16 protein-coding genes are annotated in these 16,276 nt (G+C 40.1%); 9 read left to right on the top strand and 7 right to left on the bottom strand.

Going from position 1 to position 16,276, the window contains the following annotated elements; genetic code table 11:
* Positions 1-293: 293 nt before the first annotated feature.
* From BMF77_RS05255 to BMF77_RS05245, 3 genes are all read left to right on the top strand, one after another.
* On the top strand, positions 294-971 hold the full coding sequence (locus tag BMF77_RS05255) for a hypothetical protein (protein ID WP_148761185.1): 678 nt from the start codon (positions 294-296) through the stop codon (positions 969-971).
* 242 nt (positions 972-1,213) lie between these two features.
* Positions 1,214-2,965, top strand: a complete 1,752-nt coding sequence (locus tag BMF77_RS05250; protein WP_148766820.1) for an ABC transporter ATP-binding protein — start codon at positions 1,214-1,216, stop codon at positions 2,963-2,965.
* Positions 2,966-3,360: 395 nt separating this feature from the next.
* Positions 3,361-3,654 carry a hypothetical protein gene (locus BMF77_RS05245; protein ID WP_210422354.1) on the top strand — a complete coding sequence of 98 codons (294 nt, stop codon included), beginning with the start codon at positions 3,361-3,363 and terminating at the stop codon, positions 3,652-3,654.
* 318 nt (positions 3,655-3,972) lie between these two features.
* On the opposite strand, the gene BMF77_RS05240 is transcribed toward BMF77_RS05245, so the two are convergent.
* Complete coding sequence (locus tag BMF77_RS05240) at positions 3,973-6,423, bottom strand: ATP-dependent Clp protease ATP-binding subunit (protein WP_148761183.1); 2,451 nt, start codon at positions 6,421-6,423, stop codon at positions 3,973-3,975.
* Between the two features lie 641 nt (positions 6,424-7,064).
* On the opposite strand from BMF77_RS05240, the gene BMF77_RS05235 reads away from it, so the two are divergent.
* Positions 7,065-7,361: a DUF3288 family protein gene (locus tag BMF77_RS05235; RefSeq protein ID WP_015083492.1), complete on the top strand. Its 297-nt coding sequence runs from the start codon at positions 7,065-7,067 to the stop codon at positions 7,359-7,361.
* A gap of 95 nt (positions 7,362-7,456) precedes the next feature.
* Here the strand turns inward: BMF77_RS05235 and BMF77_RS05230 are convergent, their stop codons facing one another.
* Complete coding sequence (locus BMF77_RS05230; protein WP_148761181.1) at positions 7,457-8,881, bottom strand: MlaD family protein; 1,425 nt, start codon at positions 8,879-8,881, stop codon at positions 7,457-7,459.
* A 51-nt stretch (positions 8,882-8,932) separates the two neighbouring features.
* Positions 8,933-9,724 carry an ABC transporter ATP-binding protein gene (locus tag BMF77_RS05225; protein ID WP_148761179.1) on the bottom strand — a complete coding sequence of 264 codons (792 nt, stop codon included), beginning with the start codon at positions 9,722-9,724 and terminating at the stop codon, positions 8,933-8,935.
* 98 nt (positions 9,725-9,822) lie between these two features.
* Here BMF77_RS05225 and BMF77_RS05220 point away from each other — a divergent pair, with 98 nt between their 5' ends.
* A complete protein-coding gene (locus tag BMF77_RS05220) occupies positions 9,823-10,212 on the top strand; it encodes an MAPEG family protein (protein WP_015083489.1) in 390 nt (129 codons plus the stop codon).
* A gap of 93 nt (positions 10,213-10,305) precedes the next feature.
* Here the strand turns inward: BMF77_RS05220 and ald are convergent, their stop codons facing one another.
* Positions 10,306-11,397: an alanine dehydrogenase gene (ald, locus tag BMF77_RS05215; protein WP_148761178.1), complete on the bottom strand. Its 1,092-nt coding sequence runs from the start codon at positions 11,395-11,397 to the stop codon at positions 10,306-10,308.
* Positions 11,398-11,648: 251 nt separating this feature from the next.
* On the opposite strand from ald, the gene BMF77_RS05210 reads away from it, so the two are divergent.
* The 3 genes from BMF77_RS05210 (at position 11,649) to BMF77_RS05200 (ending at position 13,396) form a co-directional block, all read left to right on the top strand.
* A complete protein-coding gene (locus BMF77_RS05210) occupies positions 11,649-11,819 on the top strand; it encodes a chlorophyll a/b-binding protein (RefSeq protein WP_015083487.1) in 171 nt (56 codons plus the stop codon).
* Between the two features lie 477 nt (positions 11,820-12,296).
* Positions 12,297-12,590, top strand: a complete 294-nt coding sequence (locus BMF77_RS05205; protein ID WP_148761176.1) for a hypothetical protein — start codon at positions 12,297-12,299, stop codon at positions 12,588-12,590.
* 197 nt (positions 12,591-12,787) lie between these two features.
* Positions 12,788-13,396 carry a Uma2 family endonuclease gene (locus BMF77_RS05200; RefSeq protein ID WP_148761174.1) on the top strand — a complete coding sequence of 203 codons (609 nt, stop codon included), beginning with the start codon at positions 12,788-12,790 and terminating at the stop codon, positions 13,394-13,396.
* Here BMF77_RS05200 and BMF77_RS28560 read toward each other — a convergent pair.
* On the bottom strand, positions 13,388-13,522 hold the full coding sequence (locus BMF77_RS28560; protein WP_256370335.1) for a hypothetical protein: 135 nt from the start codon (positions 13,520-13,522) through the stop codon (positions 13,388-13,390). The genes BMF77_RS05200 and BMF77_RS28560 overlap by 9 nt on opposite strands.
* Positions 13,523-13,536: 14 nt before the next feature.
* Here BMF77_RS28560 and rdgB point away from each other — a divergent pair, with 14 nt between their 5' ends.
* A complete protein-coding gene (gene rdgB / locus BMF77_RS05195; RefSeq protein ID WP_148761172.1) occupies positions 13,537-14,109 on the top strand; it encodes an RdgB/HAM1 family non-canonical purine NTP pyrophosphatase in 573 nt (190 codons plus the stop codon).
* A 2-nt stretch (positions 14,110-14,111) separates the two neighbouring features.
* Here the strand turns inward: rdgB and BMF77_RS05190 are convergent, their stop codons facing one another.
* On the bottom strand, positions 14,112-15,458 hold the full coding sequence (locus BMF77_RS05190) for a hemolysin family protein (RefSeq protein ID WP_148761170.1): 1,347 nt from the start codon (positions 15,456-15,458) through the stop codon (positions 14,112-14,114).
* A 90-nt stretch (positions 15,459-15,548) separates the two neighbouring features.
* Entirely contained in the window at positions 15,549-16,244 is a 696-nt protein-coding gene (locus BMF77_RS05185; RefSeq protein ID WP_015083481.1) for a hypothetical protein, read from the bottom strand.
* Positions 16,245-16,276: the final 32 nt, after the last annotated feature.

Here is a 16,276-nt window from a genome sequence, read left to right as displayed (position 1 = left end):
GATTCTCAACCAAGTAAATGTGCAGGAAAGTTCAGATCCCCGACTTCTCCAAGAAGTCGGGGATCTGGGTGGGTTTAAAAGTGTATAAATTCGTTTATAGCCAAATAATCTAAAAATTTCTCTTGGGGAAAATCGCAAATAATACACTCGGTGTCAAAAAATTGCATTAAAATCACTACGGCGGTAATCTTTGGGTGTGAGTTTGAGGTATTTTTAAGTCAGCTTGACGATAAAATTAATCCACTTCCTGCGGTCTTTAGGCTTACTGCGCTAAAAAATTAGAGAGTTAATTTATGTTTCAGTTGTTAAGCCGGGTTTTGCTATGGCTCTTATTTGGTGTTGTAGCCTTTGCTTTGTTTCAAAGATTCTATCCATCAGTAACTTTTGTCGGTAAATTTCTTTTAGGGTTGGTCATTGTTGTTTTAGTTTTGGCATTTTTCAATCCGAGTCAACCAACTGTGGCTTCTCTGTGGCGGTTTATCTCCTTTCCGCTCAAGCCTTTGGGGGCATCGGTTTTAATGTTATTTTTAGCTGCTCAAAAAATCAAAGGCGGTGGCATAGATAAGCCGGGAGGCTTTTTATTAGGATGGGCATTGACGGTTTTACTCTTATCCAGTACACCAGCGATCACTTACCTCCTCGGATCACCGGTTGCTACAGTTGAGGGGATGAACCTAAATCAGCAAACTGCCTCATCTACCTTAGTAGCCTTGAGTCCAGCAAATGCTAATTTCACAATCTCAGATATTCAGCAAAATATCATCCCACCTATGGGAGAGATAAATCGGACAACGATAGCTTTCAATGGTCTAAATACGAACATTCCCTCCTATCTACTCCAAAATCCTCAAGAGACGCAGGGGTTACGAGTAGAGGATTTTGTTCCTAATGCGAAAACACTGCAACGTACTACCGAAATATGGGAACGTTATCTCCAAGATATTTATGATTTCATACTTGGCCGCAAGTAGAAGAGGCAGGGGGCAGGGAAGAGGGAGCAGGGGGATAAATTTTCGTTCTTCTTCCTGACTCCTGACTCCTGACTCCTGACTCAATGACTGCTCCTGTAATCTCAAAAAGTTAGATAATTGTTGGGTAGATGGGAAAAGAATTGGTGGGAAACTAACTGATTTTAAAAAACTCCACAGCAAAGATGCTTATTCCTATTTTTGACTACGAAACACTACATTATTTTGGGATTAGAAGGAATGGCATGGCCAAATCACACAGACTTGATAAAATCGCTGCTTATTTACGCCCCTATTGGCGCGAAACCGTCTTCGGTATTATTGCTTTATTAGTTGTCAATGGGCTGGGTGTATATATTCCTTTGTTAATTCGTTCAGGGGTAGATACTCTATCTAAGAGTTTTAGTTTTCGCCAAATCATCCATTATGTAGTCCTTATCGCCCTACTTAGTTCCGCTATGTGGATGATGCGAATGGCTTCTCGGATTTGGATATTTGGTGTGGGAAGACAGGTGGAATTTGACCTCAAACAGCGGATTTTTCAACATTTACTGCAATTAGAACCTGCTTATTTTACAGTTAATACTCCTGGGGATTTAATTAGTCGCGCTACCAGTGATGTAGATAATATTCGACGGTTGGTAGGTTTTGCTGTATTAAGTTTGGCAAATACTTTTTTTGCCTATACTCTGACATTACCAGTGATGTTGTCTCTGAGTGTGGAACTGACATTGGCATCATTAGCAGTGTACCCGTTCATGTTTCTGATGGTGCATTTTTTTAGCGATCGCTTGCGTAATGAACAAACCGCCGTCCAAGAACAACTTGCAGAAATTAGTGAACTGGTACGGGAAGATATGAGCGGTATGGCGCTGATTAAAATCTACGCCCAAGAAGACAATGAGCGTCAAGCATTTAGTCAGAAAAATGAACAGCTATTAACCGCTAACCTCAAACTAGCTAAAACGCGCAACACCCTATTTCCGCTCATTGGTGGGTTAGCAAGTCTCAGTTCTTTGATTATTATTTGGTTAGGTACAGCCAGAATATCCTCTGGAACTCTTGCCATTGGTGATTTTCTGGCTTTGCTAATTTATGTAGAGCGATTAATTTTCCCTACCGCTTTATTAGGATTCACCATTACTGCTTACCAACGGGGTGAAGTCAGTATTGACCGTTTAGAAACTATTCTCAGTGTGACTCCCAAAATTCAAGACACACCAGATAGTATTCATCTGGAGGTTAACAAACTCAAAGGGGAACTGACAGCAGTAAACTTTAGTTACACCTACCCCGGCGTAAATACCCCAGTTCTAGAACATCTTAATTTTAGGATTGCTCCTGGGGAAGTAGTCGCTATTGTTGGTCCGGTTGGTTCAGGAAAATCAACCTTAGCGAATGCTTTCCCCAGATTATTGGATATTCAGCCAGGACAGTTGTTTTTAGATGGGTTGGATGTGACAAAACTAGCTGTGAGTGATTTACGCGGAGCGATCGCCTACGTACCACAAGATAGCTTTTTATTCAGTACCACCGTCAAAAATAATATCCGTTATGGTGATCCCGTATCCGCCGCAGAAGACGTAGTTTACGCCGCCAAAATGGCGCAAATTGACGCAGAAATTCAGAATTTCCCCCAACAGTATGAAACCCTAGTGGGTGAGCGAGGAATTACCCTTTCTGGTGGACAAAGACAACGCACAGCTTTAGCAAGAGCAATGTTAATTGATGCCCCCATCTTGCTGTTGGATGATGCCCTATCCAGTGTAGACAATCAAACTGCTACACAAATCCTCACCAATCTGGCTACAGGGACAAAAAGAAAAACCGTAATTTTCATTACCCACCAACTTGCTGCTGCTGCCACATCTGACCGAATTTTGGTCATGGAACAGGGGAAAATCGTCCAGACTGGTCATCACTCAGAACTGGTAGAACAGCCTGGACTTTATCAAAATTTGTGGCATCAACACCAAGTAGAAGAACTATTACATTGAACCAAAATGGATTAATTTTTTTCAGAGGGAACAGGGAACGGGCAACTTTCTAACAGGAAAAACTCATGTTTAAAAACATGAGATTGAAATAATGACACTGTTTTTTCGGGCTACGCATCTTTTAAAAACATCTTTTTTTGACAGAAGCTTTAAACTGGTGCAACTAAAGTTTCTTATCTGTTCCCTGTTCCCTTCTTTTGTAATTTAACGTAGGAACTAGGGAATAGGGATTAGTACCGCTTGGCGGAAGTCAAAAGTCAAAAGTCAAAAGTCAAAACTAAGAGGATTGATGACAAATTACTTTATTTATTAATAATGCTGATTATGAAACTATGGAATGAATATTTAGGAATATTACTGTGATGATTTCTTCTCAAGATTGGAGCAGGCCAGAAATGATTGCAACTGGAATAGAAACAAGAATCAGTCGTCTAGAATCTATTGTTGAACAGATTGGAGACGCTGTACTCTCGACAACTGAGACAATTGAACGTCTTGCTCACAGAGTAGATGCTCTGAGTCTACAAATAGAGGCTCAAGGAAAACAAGTACAGCAGCAAGGATATCAGATTTTTGCTTTATGTGACGCTGTTCAAAGTTTGGCTGATTCTCAGAAGGATTCTATGGAACAAATCACTCAATTGTCACAAACCTTAGATAGGCTTGTATCCTTGTTGCAAGATGAATAATTATAGGAGGAGTCAGAAGTATTACCATCACATCTAAATGACGACAAACTAGGAAGAGAATTAGACAAGAATTAGCTAAATTCGATGATGGTATTAGAAATCAAGTCAATAAAATCACAAATAAACCGACAATGAGGTGGGTATTTCGGATGTTTCCGGCTGTACATTTGGTAATCATAAATGGACAAAAACAAATAGTCCTTAATCCTTCTTGAGGAATGTTTAATCCATATTCTTCTATAAAAAACCCATAAAAAAAGGTGGGTTAACAATAAAGTCACCCACCAAATAAATTACCGACATTGTAGAAATCCGTAATTAACCAACATTAGTTAATAACAACTCACGGGTTTCCGATTTTCTGACCTTTACCTGGCCATCATCATCTACATCCACAATAGCCTTATCTCTATCTGCAATTTCTCCAGATAAGATCGCTTCAACCAAAGAATCTTCCAACAGACGCACAATAGCGCGGCGTAATGGTCTAGCACCGTAGCTAGGATCATAGCCTTCTTGGACAATCTTCTCTTTAAAAGCTTCCGTCACTTCTAAAGTGATATTCTTCTCTTTGAGACGACTACCAACATCACGCAGCATGATTTCAGCAATTTGCTTGACTTCATCTTTGTTGAGTTGAGTGAAGACGATAATATCATCAACACGGTTGAGGAATTCGGGACGGAAATATGCTTTGAGTTCTTCGTTAACCAAGTTACGAATCCGATGATAACTAGCTTCTGCTGCATTATCGAATTCAAACCCTAAGCTGCTACCACCTTTTTCAATTACCTTAGAACCAATATTAGAAGTCAAGATAATTAATGTATTCTTGAAGTCTACTTTCCGACCTTTCGCATCCGTAAGATGACCGTCATCCAAGATTTGCAGCAGCATATTGAATACATCGGGATGCGCTTTTTCGATTTCGTCGAATAGCAACACTGTGTAAGGTTTGCGCCGTACAGCTTCCGTTAATTGTCCGCCTTCATCGTATCCTACATAACCAGGAGGTGAACCAATCAACTTGGAAACGTTGTGGCTTTCCATGTATTCGGACATATCTAAACGCACCATTGATTCTTCATCCCCGAAGAAGTAAGAAGCTAAAGCTTTAGCTAATTCAGTTTTACCTACACCAGTCGGACCAGAAAAGATAAAACTAGCAATGGGACGATTAGGACTCTTTAAGCCGACACGAGCGCGACGAATAGCGCGAGAAACCGATGTAACTGCTTGTTCTTGTCCGATCAATCTTGTATGTAAGGTATCTTCAAGATGTAAAAGCAACTCTGATTCAGATTCAGTCAGTTTGTTCACGGGAACACCAGTCCAAGAAGCGACGATTTGAGCAATGTCTTCTTCGTTGACAAGGGGAGCGTTGACAGTTTCCTGATTTTCTTCTAAATCAAGTCTGGTTTGTAGTTCTAATTCTTGTATCCGCAATTTACCAGCTTTGCTAAAATCTTGAACTCTAATGGCTTCCGATTTGGCTTTGGTAGCGGTGGTTAATTCCCGTTTGAGTTCTTTGTTATTCGCAATGTGCGAGTGACGTAAACGCACGCGAGAACCAGCTTCATCAATCAAGTCAATGGCTTTGTCGGGTAGAAAGCGATCGCTAATATAACGATCTGCCAATTCAGCCGCCGCAACTACTGCTTCATCAGTAATATTGACTCTATGATGCTGTTCATAAGCACCGCGTAAACCATAGAGAATATCAATAGTTTCGGCTACCGATGGTTCTCCCACCAAAATTGGCTGGAAACGCCGCTCTAGAGCCGCATCACGCTCGATGTGCTGACGATATTCATCTAAGGTAGTAGCACCAATGCACTGGAGTTCACCCCGTGCTAAAGCCGGTTTCAGGATATTAGCTGCATCCAAACCGCCTTCTGTGCCACCTGCACCCACTAAGGTATGAATTTCATCAATCACTAAGATGATGTTTCCGGCGCTGCGGACTTCCTCCATGATTTTTTTGAGGCGTTCCTCAAAATCACCCCGGAAACGAGTTCCCGCTACCACAGACCCCATATCCAAACTAATTACTTGCTTATCAAGTAAAATTTCAGGGACATCTTGATTGATAATACGTTGCGCTAAACCTTCAGCGATCGCTGTTTTACCAACCCCTGGTTCTCCAATCAAAACCGGGTTATTTTTGGTTCTCCGACCGAGAATTTGCACAGTTCTTTCAATTTCCTTCTGGCGACCAACTACCGGGTCTAGCCTGCCATCCTGAGCCAGTTTGGTGAGATTTCTGCCAAACGCCTCTATGGATAAATTTTGATTGCGCTGGGAATTACTTCTACCACCAGTGACAACCGCTGTATCTTCACCCAATCGGCTCATCACAGCGGAACGGATAACTGGTAAATCCACTCCTAGATTTTGTAATACTTTGGCGGCGACTCCTTCACCAGCCTCAGTTAAACCTAATAATAAGTGTTCAGTGTTTATGTAATTATGTCCAAGACCGTGAGCTTCTCGGAAAGATTGCTCAAACAGGCTTTTTACTTTCGGGGTAAAAGGAATTTCCGGTGGGACAAACCCAGAACCCCGGCCAATTATTTTTTCTACTTCCCGACGGGCTTCTTTCAGGGTAACACCCAACTCAGCCAGCACCTTAGCAGCAACACCTGTTCCTTCTCCCATTAGACCCAGGAGAATTTGTTCTGTTCCTACAAAGTTGTGTCCCAGTCGTCGTGCTTCCTCCTGGGCTAACATAATTACCCTAATGGCTTCGGAAGTGAAGTGTTCAAACATAGCGGGTTCTTTCCCTCGTGCTGCTTGGACTTTGGGTGAGATATTATTTCACCCTCATCTAAAGTTTCTTGTATTTTCTTAAAGATAATGTATCTTTATTTTAAGCTGAATGGCAGTAGTGAGAGCCGTAAGTGACAAGGCGTAGTTGCCGTCATAAGAATACCCGGTAAGTTTCATTACCGCCTTGGAGTTAGGAAATTCGGGGTACTTTTGTGGTGTACTTTCAACGGGACAATTACCGATTCAAATTTCCCAACTCTGTACGCATAATGTTTTGCTCCAAAGAGCCTCCCATTTCTGGGGTAATGTTAGCTTCGACCAGTTATAAGAGCTTTTTAGACTTGCAACACTGTTTCAGTGACCTTAAAACTGTTTAATTGCAAATGACAGGGCAGGGAACTAGCTATGCCTGACGGCACGCTGGCGCGAACGCATTCCGGGGTGTCGTGACTCAAATAACGGCTACCCTTCGACTACGCTCAGGGTGGTCTGGTCAGCACGGCTTGCTTGATTACTCTTGCAAGCCCAGTCCCTTTAGGTCTGGGTTACTGACTCACTAGATAATGGTAGATAATTAGCAATGGTCGAGATTTTTCATCTTGAGTTGTTGATGGATTGCTAACTTCGTACAGGTATTAATTGTGACAGAAATTTCCGGCGGTAAAGACCAACAACATCCACTCTACAACCGCGATCGCCCCCTTATTGATATTTTACTCGCTCAAGACGCAACCGATTACAATTTATCAGAATTGGCTAGACTAAAAATTCGCTATCAAGGTTTTCCGGGAGCGCGGGACATCCAAAGCAACTTAGATAAAGTTTTGCAACGCTGGGGTTTAACGGAAACTGAACTATTTGCAAAAACCCGTCAAATCCATGATATCGGCGGAATTTACAAAAGTCAGGGCAAAAAAGACGAGCAGGATTGGAATTAGTCAGTTGTTAGTTGTCAGTAGGGGCAAAGCATTTGGAAGATAAATTATCGGTCATTGCCAAAAATAGTTCTCCAAATGCTTCGCCCGTACAGTTGTCAGTTGTCAGTTGTTGGTTGTGATTTTCCCTGTTCTCGATAATCTCGGAGTTGCTGGAGGAGTTGTTCTTGGGATAAATTGGGTGGTTCTGGGACTGGTTGGGAGGTTGTTTCCACCTTCTCCACTATTTTGGGTTGCGGATTTATCACTAATACTTGTTTTTGAGGAACGGGTGCGGTAATTACTACCTTTGGGCGATTAGCATCAGCTTTGAGAGAATCTAGAGTTACAGCTACCTTGGTTTTTTCCTGGATGTCTTTGCTAGAAGAAACTAATTTACTCAGACCATTTACCAATCGCAGCATATTTTGACGGAACTTAGGATCGCCTGTTAATTCATCTAAATCAGCGGTAATTTTTTGGGTATTTTCAAATGTTGCTCTAGCTGCATCTAAAGTTTGTTGCAGTAAAACAATGTTTTTTGGATCATTTAAAGTTTTAGAAGCATCTTTTAAATTCGCAGAAGCTTCGGCTGCATTTGCAGATAGGGTTTCTAGGTTATTTAATAATTTTCCTTGGGTTAAGCGGTTAATTGCCGGTGATAAACTGGTAATTGTTTGCCTAAGTTGGTTACTGGTTTCCGTCATACTATTCAAAGTACCAACTAAAGAAGAACGATTAGTAGTGATGAGATTATCTAAATTTGTTAGTAAGCGACTTGCTTGTTTGGCTGTCGTACTAAAGTCTTTAGATGTTGCGCCTAATTGATTCGCTGTTTTGGTTGTGGTTGCAGTTAATTGGACTGTCGAACGTTGTAATGTAGCTGCTGTATCTGAAAATACACCTATTTGTCCTTTGAAGGTTTTGCTCAAACCTTGCAAATCCTTCGTCAAATCAGCGATATTAGCAGCAGCATTAGCCGAGGTTTCTAACGTACGATTCACATTTTTATAGAACTTTTCACTACTGTACTGAGCCGCAAAAATAGTTGATTGTCGCATCAGTTCATCAACACTGATGCCAATTTCACCTTTTAAGCGAGAACCATTACAAATAATTAGGCTGGAATTACAGTCTTTATCTAGGGGTTTAGCAGCTATCTTCCCAGGTAAATCTCCTTTTGGTGTAATGTCAATAATATTTTCGCTAATTAATCCACTTTGATTGGCTTCAATGATCGAATTACTGGGAATTATTAAATCAGGGGAGTTAATTTGAATTTCGACATCAATCGCATTTGAGCCGGGTTTAACATTGGTGATAGTCCCCACTTTCACACCCCGAAAACGCACTGCTGAACCCTTTTGCATTCCCCCCGCGTTAGCAAATTCGATGGTTGCTTGATAAGAAGTTTGGCCGGGGGAGATTCTATTCAACCACAGTAAAATTACTCCAAATGCGCCTAACCCTAGCAGGAGCAACAATCCTACAGAACCTTCTCTCCATGTACGTGCAGATGTGAAGCTGCTAATTAGACCTCGCATTTATTCCTCCACTGATAGCGTTAAACTCAGCAATTTTATTTGATTTGGTACTTAACCAGCTACTTGAATGGGTCCATGTACACTTCCACTCATAAATTGTCTAATTAAGGGATTTTCTGTGTGATCTAAGGCAACTACTGTACCTTGCCATTGCACTTTTCCTTGATAAAGAAAGACTATTTGATCCGATGTCCGCCGAATTGTACTATCTTGGTGAGTCACAATGGAGTAGGTACTACAGACTCCTTGTGTATGTTGTAAGTCACGGATTAAGTCCTCAATTACCGTTGAGGCAATGGGATCTAATCCGGCTGTAGGTTCATCGTATAATAAAACCTCTGGACTATCTGTAGGACGTTGAGGATTGGACATAATAGCACGGGCAAAACTGACTCTTTTTCGCATTCCTCCAGAAAGTTCTGACGGGTAAAGGTGACTAATATCTGCTAGTCCTACCAATTCTAGTTTTTGATTGACTAATTCCCGAATATGCGATCGCTTTAATCGAGAATGTTGATAAAGTAGAAATCCAATGTTCTCTTCGACTGTCAAGGAGTCGAATAAGGCCGCTTGCTGAAATACCATCCCAATCCCCACAGGGTCAGCAGCATCTTCTATTAAACCTTTTCGTTGTACCCCTTGAATATAAATTTCTCCCTCATCGGGTTTTAATAATCCGGCTATAATCCGCAAAACCGTTGATTTACCAGTTCCCGATGGTCCAATAATCCCTAATGCTTGGCCTCGATATATCTTTAAATCCACATTATCTAAAACTTTGTTATTGCCAAAAGTTTTAGAAATACCTCTTAATTCAATTAATGGTTCTAATGTTTCTATCATTGCTGGTTGGTAATTGATTAAATTCTCACCTGTCACTTAATCACCTGTCACCTATAATATTTTGTAAATAACGTTATTTTCCCATTTTACTCAAGTTTATGTCTCCTTATCCTAGTTTAGTAACTGTTTCCGCACTTATACTATATTTTGTAGTCACAATTAATGTTGGTATAGCCAGAGCTAAATATCAAGTCCCCGTACCGCAAACTACAGGAAACCTCGATTTTGAAAGAGTGCTAAGGGTACAACAAAATACCTTGGAACAACTAGCTTTATTTATTCCGGCTTTATGGTTGTTTTCTATTTACGTTAGTCCTATTTGGGGTTCTGCTCTCGGTGCAGCTTGGATAGTAGGAAGAATTGCTTATGCTTGGGGATATTATCAAGCTGCTGAAAAACGCGGTCCTGGTTTTGCAATTAGTTCTCTCAGCGGTATCGTGCTAATTCTTGGTTCGCTGGTGGGGATTATTTTATCTATGGTGAAATAATTTTTGTTTCGCGCAAAGATACAAAGGAGCAAAGACGCAAAGGAAGAGGGCGGATTGACTTCCGCCCATATTGGTTATATATATGTACTTGATTTACTCAACTAAATCGGGGAAGACTTCTTGGACAGCAGAATGTACAAGCCGATGATTTTGGACGTTTAAACCTTTTGCTAAGGCTGGGTTAATGTCTAAAGCTTTAAGTCCCAGGTTTGCTAACTGGACAGTATAGGGTAAGGTGCTGTTGTTGAGGGCTTGTGTGGATGTCCAAGGCACTGCTCCTGGCATATTAGGAACTCCATAATGCACTACTCCCTCATCAATGTATACTGGTTTGGTGTGAGATGTGGGGTGTAATGTTTCCACGCAACCACCTTGGTCTACAGCGACATCTACAATCACTGAACCAGGACGCATTTGTTTAACTAATGCACGAGATACTAGAATGGGGGCTTTTTTACCAGGAATTAAAACTGCACCAATCAGTAAATCTGCATCTTTAACTGCGGCTTCAATATGGGCGGAATTGCTGTAAAGTAGTTCTACTCTCGAACCAAAGAGGGTTTCTAGGTAAGATAGGCGTTCCACGTTGACATCTAATATTTGCACCATTGCACCCATACCGACGGCGATTTTTGCGGCTTCTGTACCGACTACACCACCACCTAAAATCACGACTTTACCGGCTTTGACTCCGGGGATACCTCCTAAAAGTACGCCTCTTCCTCCTTGTTGACTTTCTAGGAATCTTGCGCCAAATTGTACGGCTAACCGACCAGCAACAATACTCATGGGGGTGAGTAAGGGGAGTTTATTTGCTCCTGGTTGTTCTACGGTTTCATAAGCGATCGCACAAGTGCCACAATCAATTAAATGTTCTGTTAGTTGACGATTTGCAGCTAAATGTAAATAAGTAAATAACAATTGTCCTTTCTGCAAAAATTTATACTCGCTTACTAAAGGCTCTTTTACCTTAACAACTAACTCCCGATTCCAAGCAGCATCGGCTTTATCTACAATTTCTGCTCCAGCATTACGGTAGTCTTCATCAGTAAATCCCGCAACCGTACCAGCTTCACTTTCTACAAAAATATTATTACCATTTTCTCGTAATACCCGAACACTGGAAGGACTTAAACCTACCCGAAATTCTTGATCTTTAGTTTCCTTGGGAACACCAATTTCCATTGATAACCTCTTATATTTTATTGTTTCACTTTAGCGTGCCAGTACCTAGCTGATTATTTCCGTATTCAGTAATTCAAAATCCAAAATTTTTTAGTCTCCCTCACGCTACACCTTGACTAATTCGCCAGGTTTCTTACAATAGATAAAGAATAATTAAAAATTGTTAAGTACCGACGACCATCCCCGACAATTTACTTGAAAAATCCCTGTAAATTTTTGTTTGCCAATTATCAAGAAAGGAATCACTGATTATGACACAACAACAACCAACTATTACCCCTAAATTAGAACAACCTAAGTTTGGTTTTAATGAATATGCCGAGCGTTTAAATGGCAGAGCGGCTATGATTGGCTTTGTTTTAATGGTGATAATCGAATATGCTACCAATCAAGGTGTAATTGCATGGCTCGGTTTGAAGTAGACTTCTAATCTGGCGTTACTGATAACTTGCGTGGCATAGTTTAATAAAGCATGAATTTAGGTGTAGAGATGTTCCATGGAATGTCTCTACATTAGTTTTCAGTTGATTTTTGTCCTCACAGTCTGTTTCGCTAAATTAATTTCGTGCGTCAGTCCTAGTAGTCTGTCAATCCAAAAATGACGGGTAAAGGCAAGCAGGGGGAGAAGAGGGGCAGGGGAGTAGGGGAGGGAAAAACAGAAGTTTTTTCCGATCATTACCCGTCAAAATAAATTTGACGAACTACTAGTACAATGGAAATAATTGTGATGATCCTCAAAGCAATTACTTCTAGGGTGTTAATTACCGTACTCCCTTTTTCGGCAAAGGAAATTACAATTATTTGTGCTATTATTTGCCTCTAATCAAATAGACAAATTGTAGTTAGGATATTCTGAGTAAGTTTATACAAAAACTCTAAGTGGAACTAAGTAAGCTGTGATGAATGCTGTATTACCTCGTTTTTTAAAGTCAGCCTACCGCAAAGAACCTATCATTAGCGCATTGATAACAGCGGGAACAATAGATGCTCTCATTGGTGGTTTGGATGATAGTTGGTCACTTTTCATCTTTGGTTTAGGAACAGTTGGAATAGCTCTCGTCTTTAAATTATGGCGAATGCAGCAACGTCCGGCTTTACCAGAAGAGCCTGTTGCTCAATATTATTTACCTCCTCAGTCTTCGGCTGATGCTTTACCTGTATTAAAGGTTTCCAAGAAGAAATCCCGTCAGTAATTACCGAAGCTGTCAGCGGTAAAACGCTTGAGGTGCAAAGCTTTATGATGAAAATTTGTACCTCATTTGCCCAAAATATGCTATATTTGGAAACTTTGGAAAGATTCAGGACTACTGGTTATATGTGGTCTTTGTCAGAAATTTACACTATTCAAAATCAAGTAAAATTCAATTAGTAACTATTACTAAATAGAACGATGAAACTACAAACTACTACCCAAGAAATCAAAGTAGTTACAGCTTACTATACTCCAGAAGAATATTTAGAATTAGAGGAAAAAGCTGATTATAAGAATGAATATCGAGATGGAGAAATTATATCTATGACTGGTGGAACAACAAATCATAATAAACTGGCGTTAAATTTAGCAACTGGCTTGAATGTGGCGTTAAATGATTTGGACTATGAAATTTATATTGGTGATGTGAAATTGTGGATACCACGCTATCGGGAATTTACTTATCCTGATGTGATGGTAATTGAAGGTCAGCCTATTTATTACAGCACAAATACCACAATAGTTACTAATCCTGTGTTAATTGTGGAAGTTTTATCTAAATCAACAAAAGATTATGACCGTGGTGATAAGTTTCTTTATTATCGCTCAATTCCTGAATTTAAAGAATATATTTTAATTGACCAAACTAAATATTATGTGATGCAGTATGTGAAAACTTCGGAAAATCAATGGATTTTGACAGAGTATGAAACTGAAGATGCTCTGATAAATTTGTCATCAATTAATGTAGAATTATCTTTGAAGCAATTATATAAAAAAGTCAATTTATCGGAAAATTTAGAATAAAAAATCTCGGAATTTGGTGATTACCTTTTTATTAACAACTAACAACTGTACGGGCGAAGCATTTGGAGGACTATTTTTGGCAATGACCGATAATTTATCTTCCAAATGCTTCGCCCCTACTAACAACTGACTAATAACCAATGAATAAATTACTAGTAGTAGCGACAGGAAACCCCGGTAAATTGCGGGAAATGCAAGCTTATTTAGCTGATTCTGGGTGGGAATTAGCTTTAAAACCGGAAGATTTGGATGTGGAAGAAACGGGAGAAACTTTTGCGGAAAATGCTGGTCTGAAAGCCTCGGAAATTGCCAAAGTTACAGGTAATTGGGCGATCGCTGATGATTCTGGTTTAAAGGTAGATGCTCTCAATGGTGCGCCGGGGGTGTATTCTGCTCGTTATGGGAACACGGATACAGAAAGGATTGAGAGGTTATTAAGAGAATTAGGTGATCAGGAAAATCGTCAAGCTCAATTTGTGTGTGCGATCGCAGTTGCAAATCCTCAAGGAGAAATAGTGATTCAATCTGAGGGTATTTGTCACGGTGAAATTTTGTTTGCACCTTCTGGAGATGGTGGTTTTGGTTATGATCCGGTTTTTTATGTACCAGAGAAACAATTGACTTTTGCCCAAATGACGACGGATTTAAAAAAATCAATTAGTCATCGTGGTAATGCTTTAAAAGCCTTAGTTCCTCAATTATTGAGCATTTAAGATTAAGAATCTAAAATCTTAATTTGGATTTGGTGAAGACGCGGACCAATAATTGAGATCACCGTAAATTCAAGATGATCATAATTAAAGATTTCCCCTTTCTTGGGGATTTTTTGGCATTGATAAAGTAAAAATCCGCCCAAAGTCAGATATTCTCTAGTTAAAGGTAAATTAAGATGTAAGACTTGATTAACTTCTTCTAGATTGATTTGAGCTTGCACTAAAAATGTCTGTTGGTCTACCATTTGGATCAGCAAATCATTAATGCTATCAAGTTCACCGGAATGACCGATAATTTCAGCAATAATGTCTTGAGTAGTCACCAGTCCGACAGTTCCCCCAAATTCATTGACTACCATTACCATAGAGGGTTTCTCTTGCTGCATCATTGGCAAAAGTTCACTTAATAGGGTTTGTTCTGGCACAAATCGGGGCGAACGCATCCACTGTTGGATTTGTGTTTCTGGTGTGATTTTTCCTAAAGCCAAGGGTTGTGCTAAATCTTGAAAGTAAACTATACCGCGAATGTCGTCTAAAGATTCGCCAATGATCGGATAACGAGAGTGACCAGTAGATGCTATTTCCTCAAGTAATCCCTGAAAACTGGCGGTTATGGGTAAAGCAATAATGCTAGTTCGGGGAATCATGATGTCTTCAGCCGTAATATCTCCGAATTCAAAGACGTTATTTAAGAGTTCTCGTTCTGCATTTTCTAAACCTGTAGATTCTCGTTCTGTGGAGATAATTAATTGTAATTCTTCTGGTGTGACTGGAGGCCGCCAACTTTGTCCCGTGTATTCAATCCCAAATAATCGTAATAGCCAATAAGTTGAGTGGTTGAGAACCCAAATAAAGGGACTAAAAAAACGGACTATTGATTTAACTGATGGACCTAAAAGCCTAGCTAGATGTTCTGAATACAACATTGCTACTGATTTTGGACACAATTCGCCTAAGACGATTTGTAGGTAAGCAATGGCAAAAAAGGCCATGGGGACTGATAAAGAATGAGCTAGTAGATAATTAATTCTGAAAGGTAACGGCCAGGAATTGAGCCATTTTTCTACCAATACAGCAATTGTACTTTCGCCAATCCAACCCAGTGCCAGACTAGAAAGGGTGATACCTAGTTGGGCTGTAGATAGTAATCTATCAATACTACGCTGTAGTGTTTCCACGGACATCGCTCGGAAATCACCCGCTTGTACTAACTGTTGAATCCGAGTTCGCCGCACTGTCACCATTGCAAACTCTGCCGTCACAAAAAAGGCATTGATAGCAATTAGCACTAGCACACTACACAACCGCAGCCCCACGTCTGTCCAACTTAAAGTAGAAAAAGCACTCACTGTCTAAGGTGATGTCAAATTTGACATTAGTGTAAGAAAATACCATCTAAAATCCTGCGACTGAGCGAAATTAAAGTCCAAAATGGAATCTTAATTCCCTTTTTCTACAGGAATATCAGATAATTGTAACTTGAGTTTTTGAGCAGGATAATCAGTCAAAGATAGAGATATCTGTTTGACATCATCAAGTAAAGCTGTGGGAATGCTAATTGTACCTTTAAATTCCGCACCTTTTGCGGGCAATTCTGCTGGTAAACCTTCTGTAATTGCACTCAAAGTTCTGCCTTTATCGTCGGTAATATCTAAAAAACTATAGAGAAACCGCACAGAATCACCACCTTTATTCTGCATATTCACTTTTAGTAGTAAATCACCACCCGAATAGCGGATAGATTTTACAGACATAGTTACACCTTCACTTTCAGCAGTTATAGGAAATCCTGGTTGAGAAGTTTCTGGTGCTGCGGATTTTTCCTGTGGCTGCGGCTGGGTAATTTTAATTTCTTCTTCTTCTGATTTGTCTGGTTTATTACCCTTTTTTTGGTCGCTAATTCGTGATTTCACGACTTTGAGAATATCTTCTTCTTTTAAGAAAGCTTCACTTTCCTGTTGGGGGTTATTGGCTTTGCTGCTGTTAAATTTAGTCGCAGGACGACCATCTGGTGTAGTGACACCTTTAAGTGCCATACTTCCCAAGGTAAAGCCCAAAAAACCACTTGCAGAACCAGCACCCAACATGAGGGTTAACAAAATTAAGGTTAGTAGTACAGTAGTATTTATTTTCATGGCAGTGTAGTTATCAGCGAATAGGAATTCAG

This window comes from Dolichospermum sp. UHCC 0315A, assembly GCF_008121535.1.
In the GTDB taxonomy this organism is placed as follows: Bacteria; Cyanobacteriota; Cyanobacteriia; order Cyanobacteriales; family Nostocaceae; genus Dolichospermum; species Dolichospermum lemmermannii.
This window is presented reverse-complemented; position numbering and strand designations above follow the sequence as displayed.

Excerpts from the sequence above, each read along its gene's own strand:
- BMF77_RS05255 (WP_148761185.1), top strand. The coding sequence starts at position 294 with ATGTTTCAGTTGTTAAGCCGGGTTTTGCTATGGCTCTTATTTGGTGTT.
- BMF77_RS05250 (WP_148766820.1), top strand. The coding sequence starts at position 1,214 with ATGGCCAAATCACACAGACTTGATAAAATCGCTGCTTATTTACGCCCC.
- BMF77_RS05245 (WP_210422354.1), top strand. The coding sequence starts at position 3,361 with ATGATTGCAACTGGAATAGAAACAAGAATCAGTCGTCTAGAATCTATT.
- BMF77_RS05240 (WP_148761183.1), bottom strand. The coding sequence starts at position 6,423 with ATGTTTGAACACTTCACTTCCGAAGCCATTAGGGTAATTATGTTAGCC.
- BMF77_RS05230 (WP_148761181.1), bottom strand. The coding sequence starts at position 8,881 with ATGCGAGGTCTAATTAGCAGCTTCACATCTGCACGTACATGGAGAGAA.
- BMF77_RS05225 (WP_148761179.1), bottom strand. The coding sequence starts at position 9,724 with ATGATAGAAACATTAGAACCATTAATTGAATTAAGAGGTATTTCTAAA.
- BMF77_RS05220 (WP_015083489.1), top strand. The coding sequence starts at position 9,823 with ATGTCTCCTTATCCTAGTTTAGTAACTGTTTCCGCACTTATACTATAT.
- ald (WP_148761178.1), bottom strand. The coding sequence starts at position 11,397 with ATGGAAATTGGTGTTCCCAAGGAAACTAAAGATCAAGAATTTCGGGTA.
- BMF77_RS05210 (WP_015083487.1), top strand. The coding sequence starts at position 11,649 with ATGACACAACAACAACCAACTATTACCCCTAAATTAGAACAACCTAAG.
- BMF77_RS05205 (WP_148761176.1), top strand. The coding sequence starts at position 12,297 with ATGAATGCTGTATTACCTCGTTTTTTAAAGTCAGCCTACCGCAAAGAA.
- BMF77_RS05200 (WP_148761174.1), top strand. The coding sequence starts at position 12,788 with ATGAAACTACAAACTACTACCCAAGAAATCAAAGTAGTTACAGCTTAC.
- rdgB (WP_148761172.1), top strand. The coding sequence starts at position 13,537 with ATGAATAAATTACTAGTAGTAGCGACAGGAAACCCCGGTAAATTGCGG.
- BMF77_RS05185 (WP_015083481.1), bottom strand. The coding sequence starts at position 16,244 with ATGAAAATAAATACTACTGTACTACTAACCTTAATTTTGTTAACCCTC.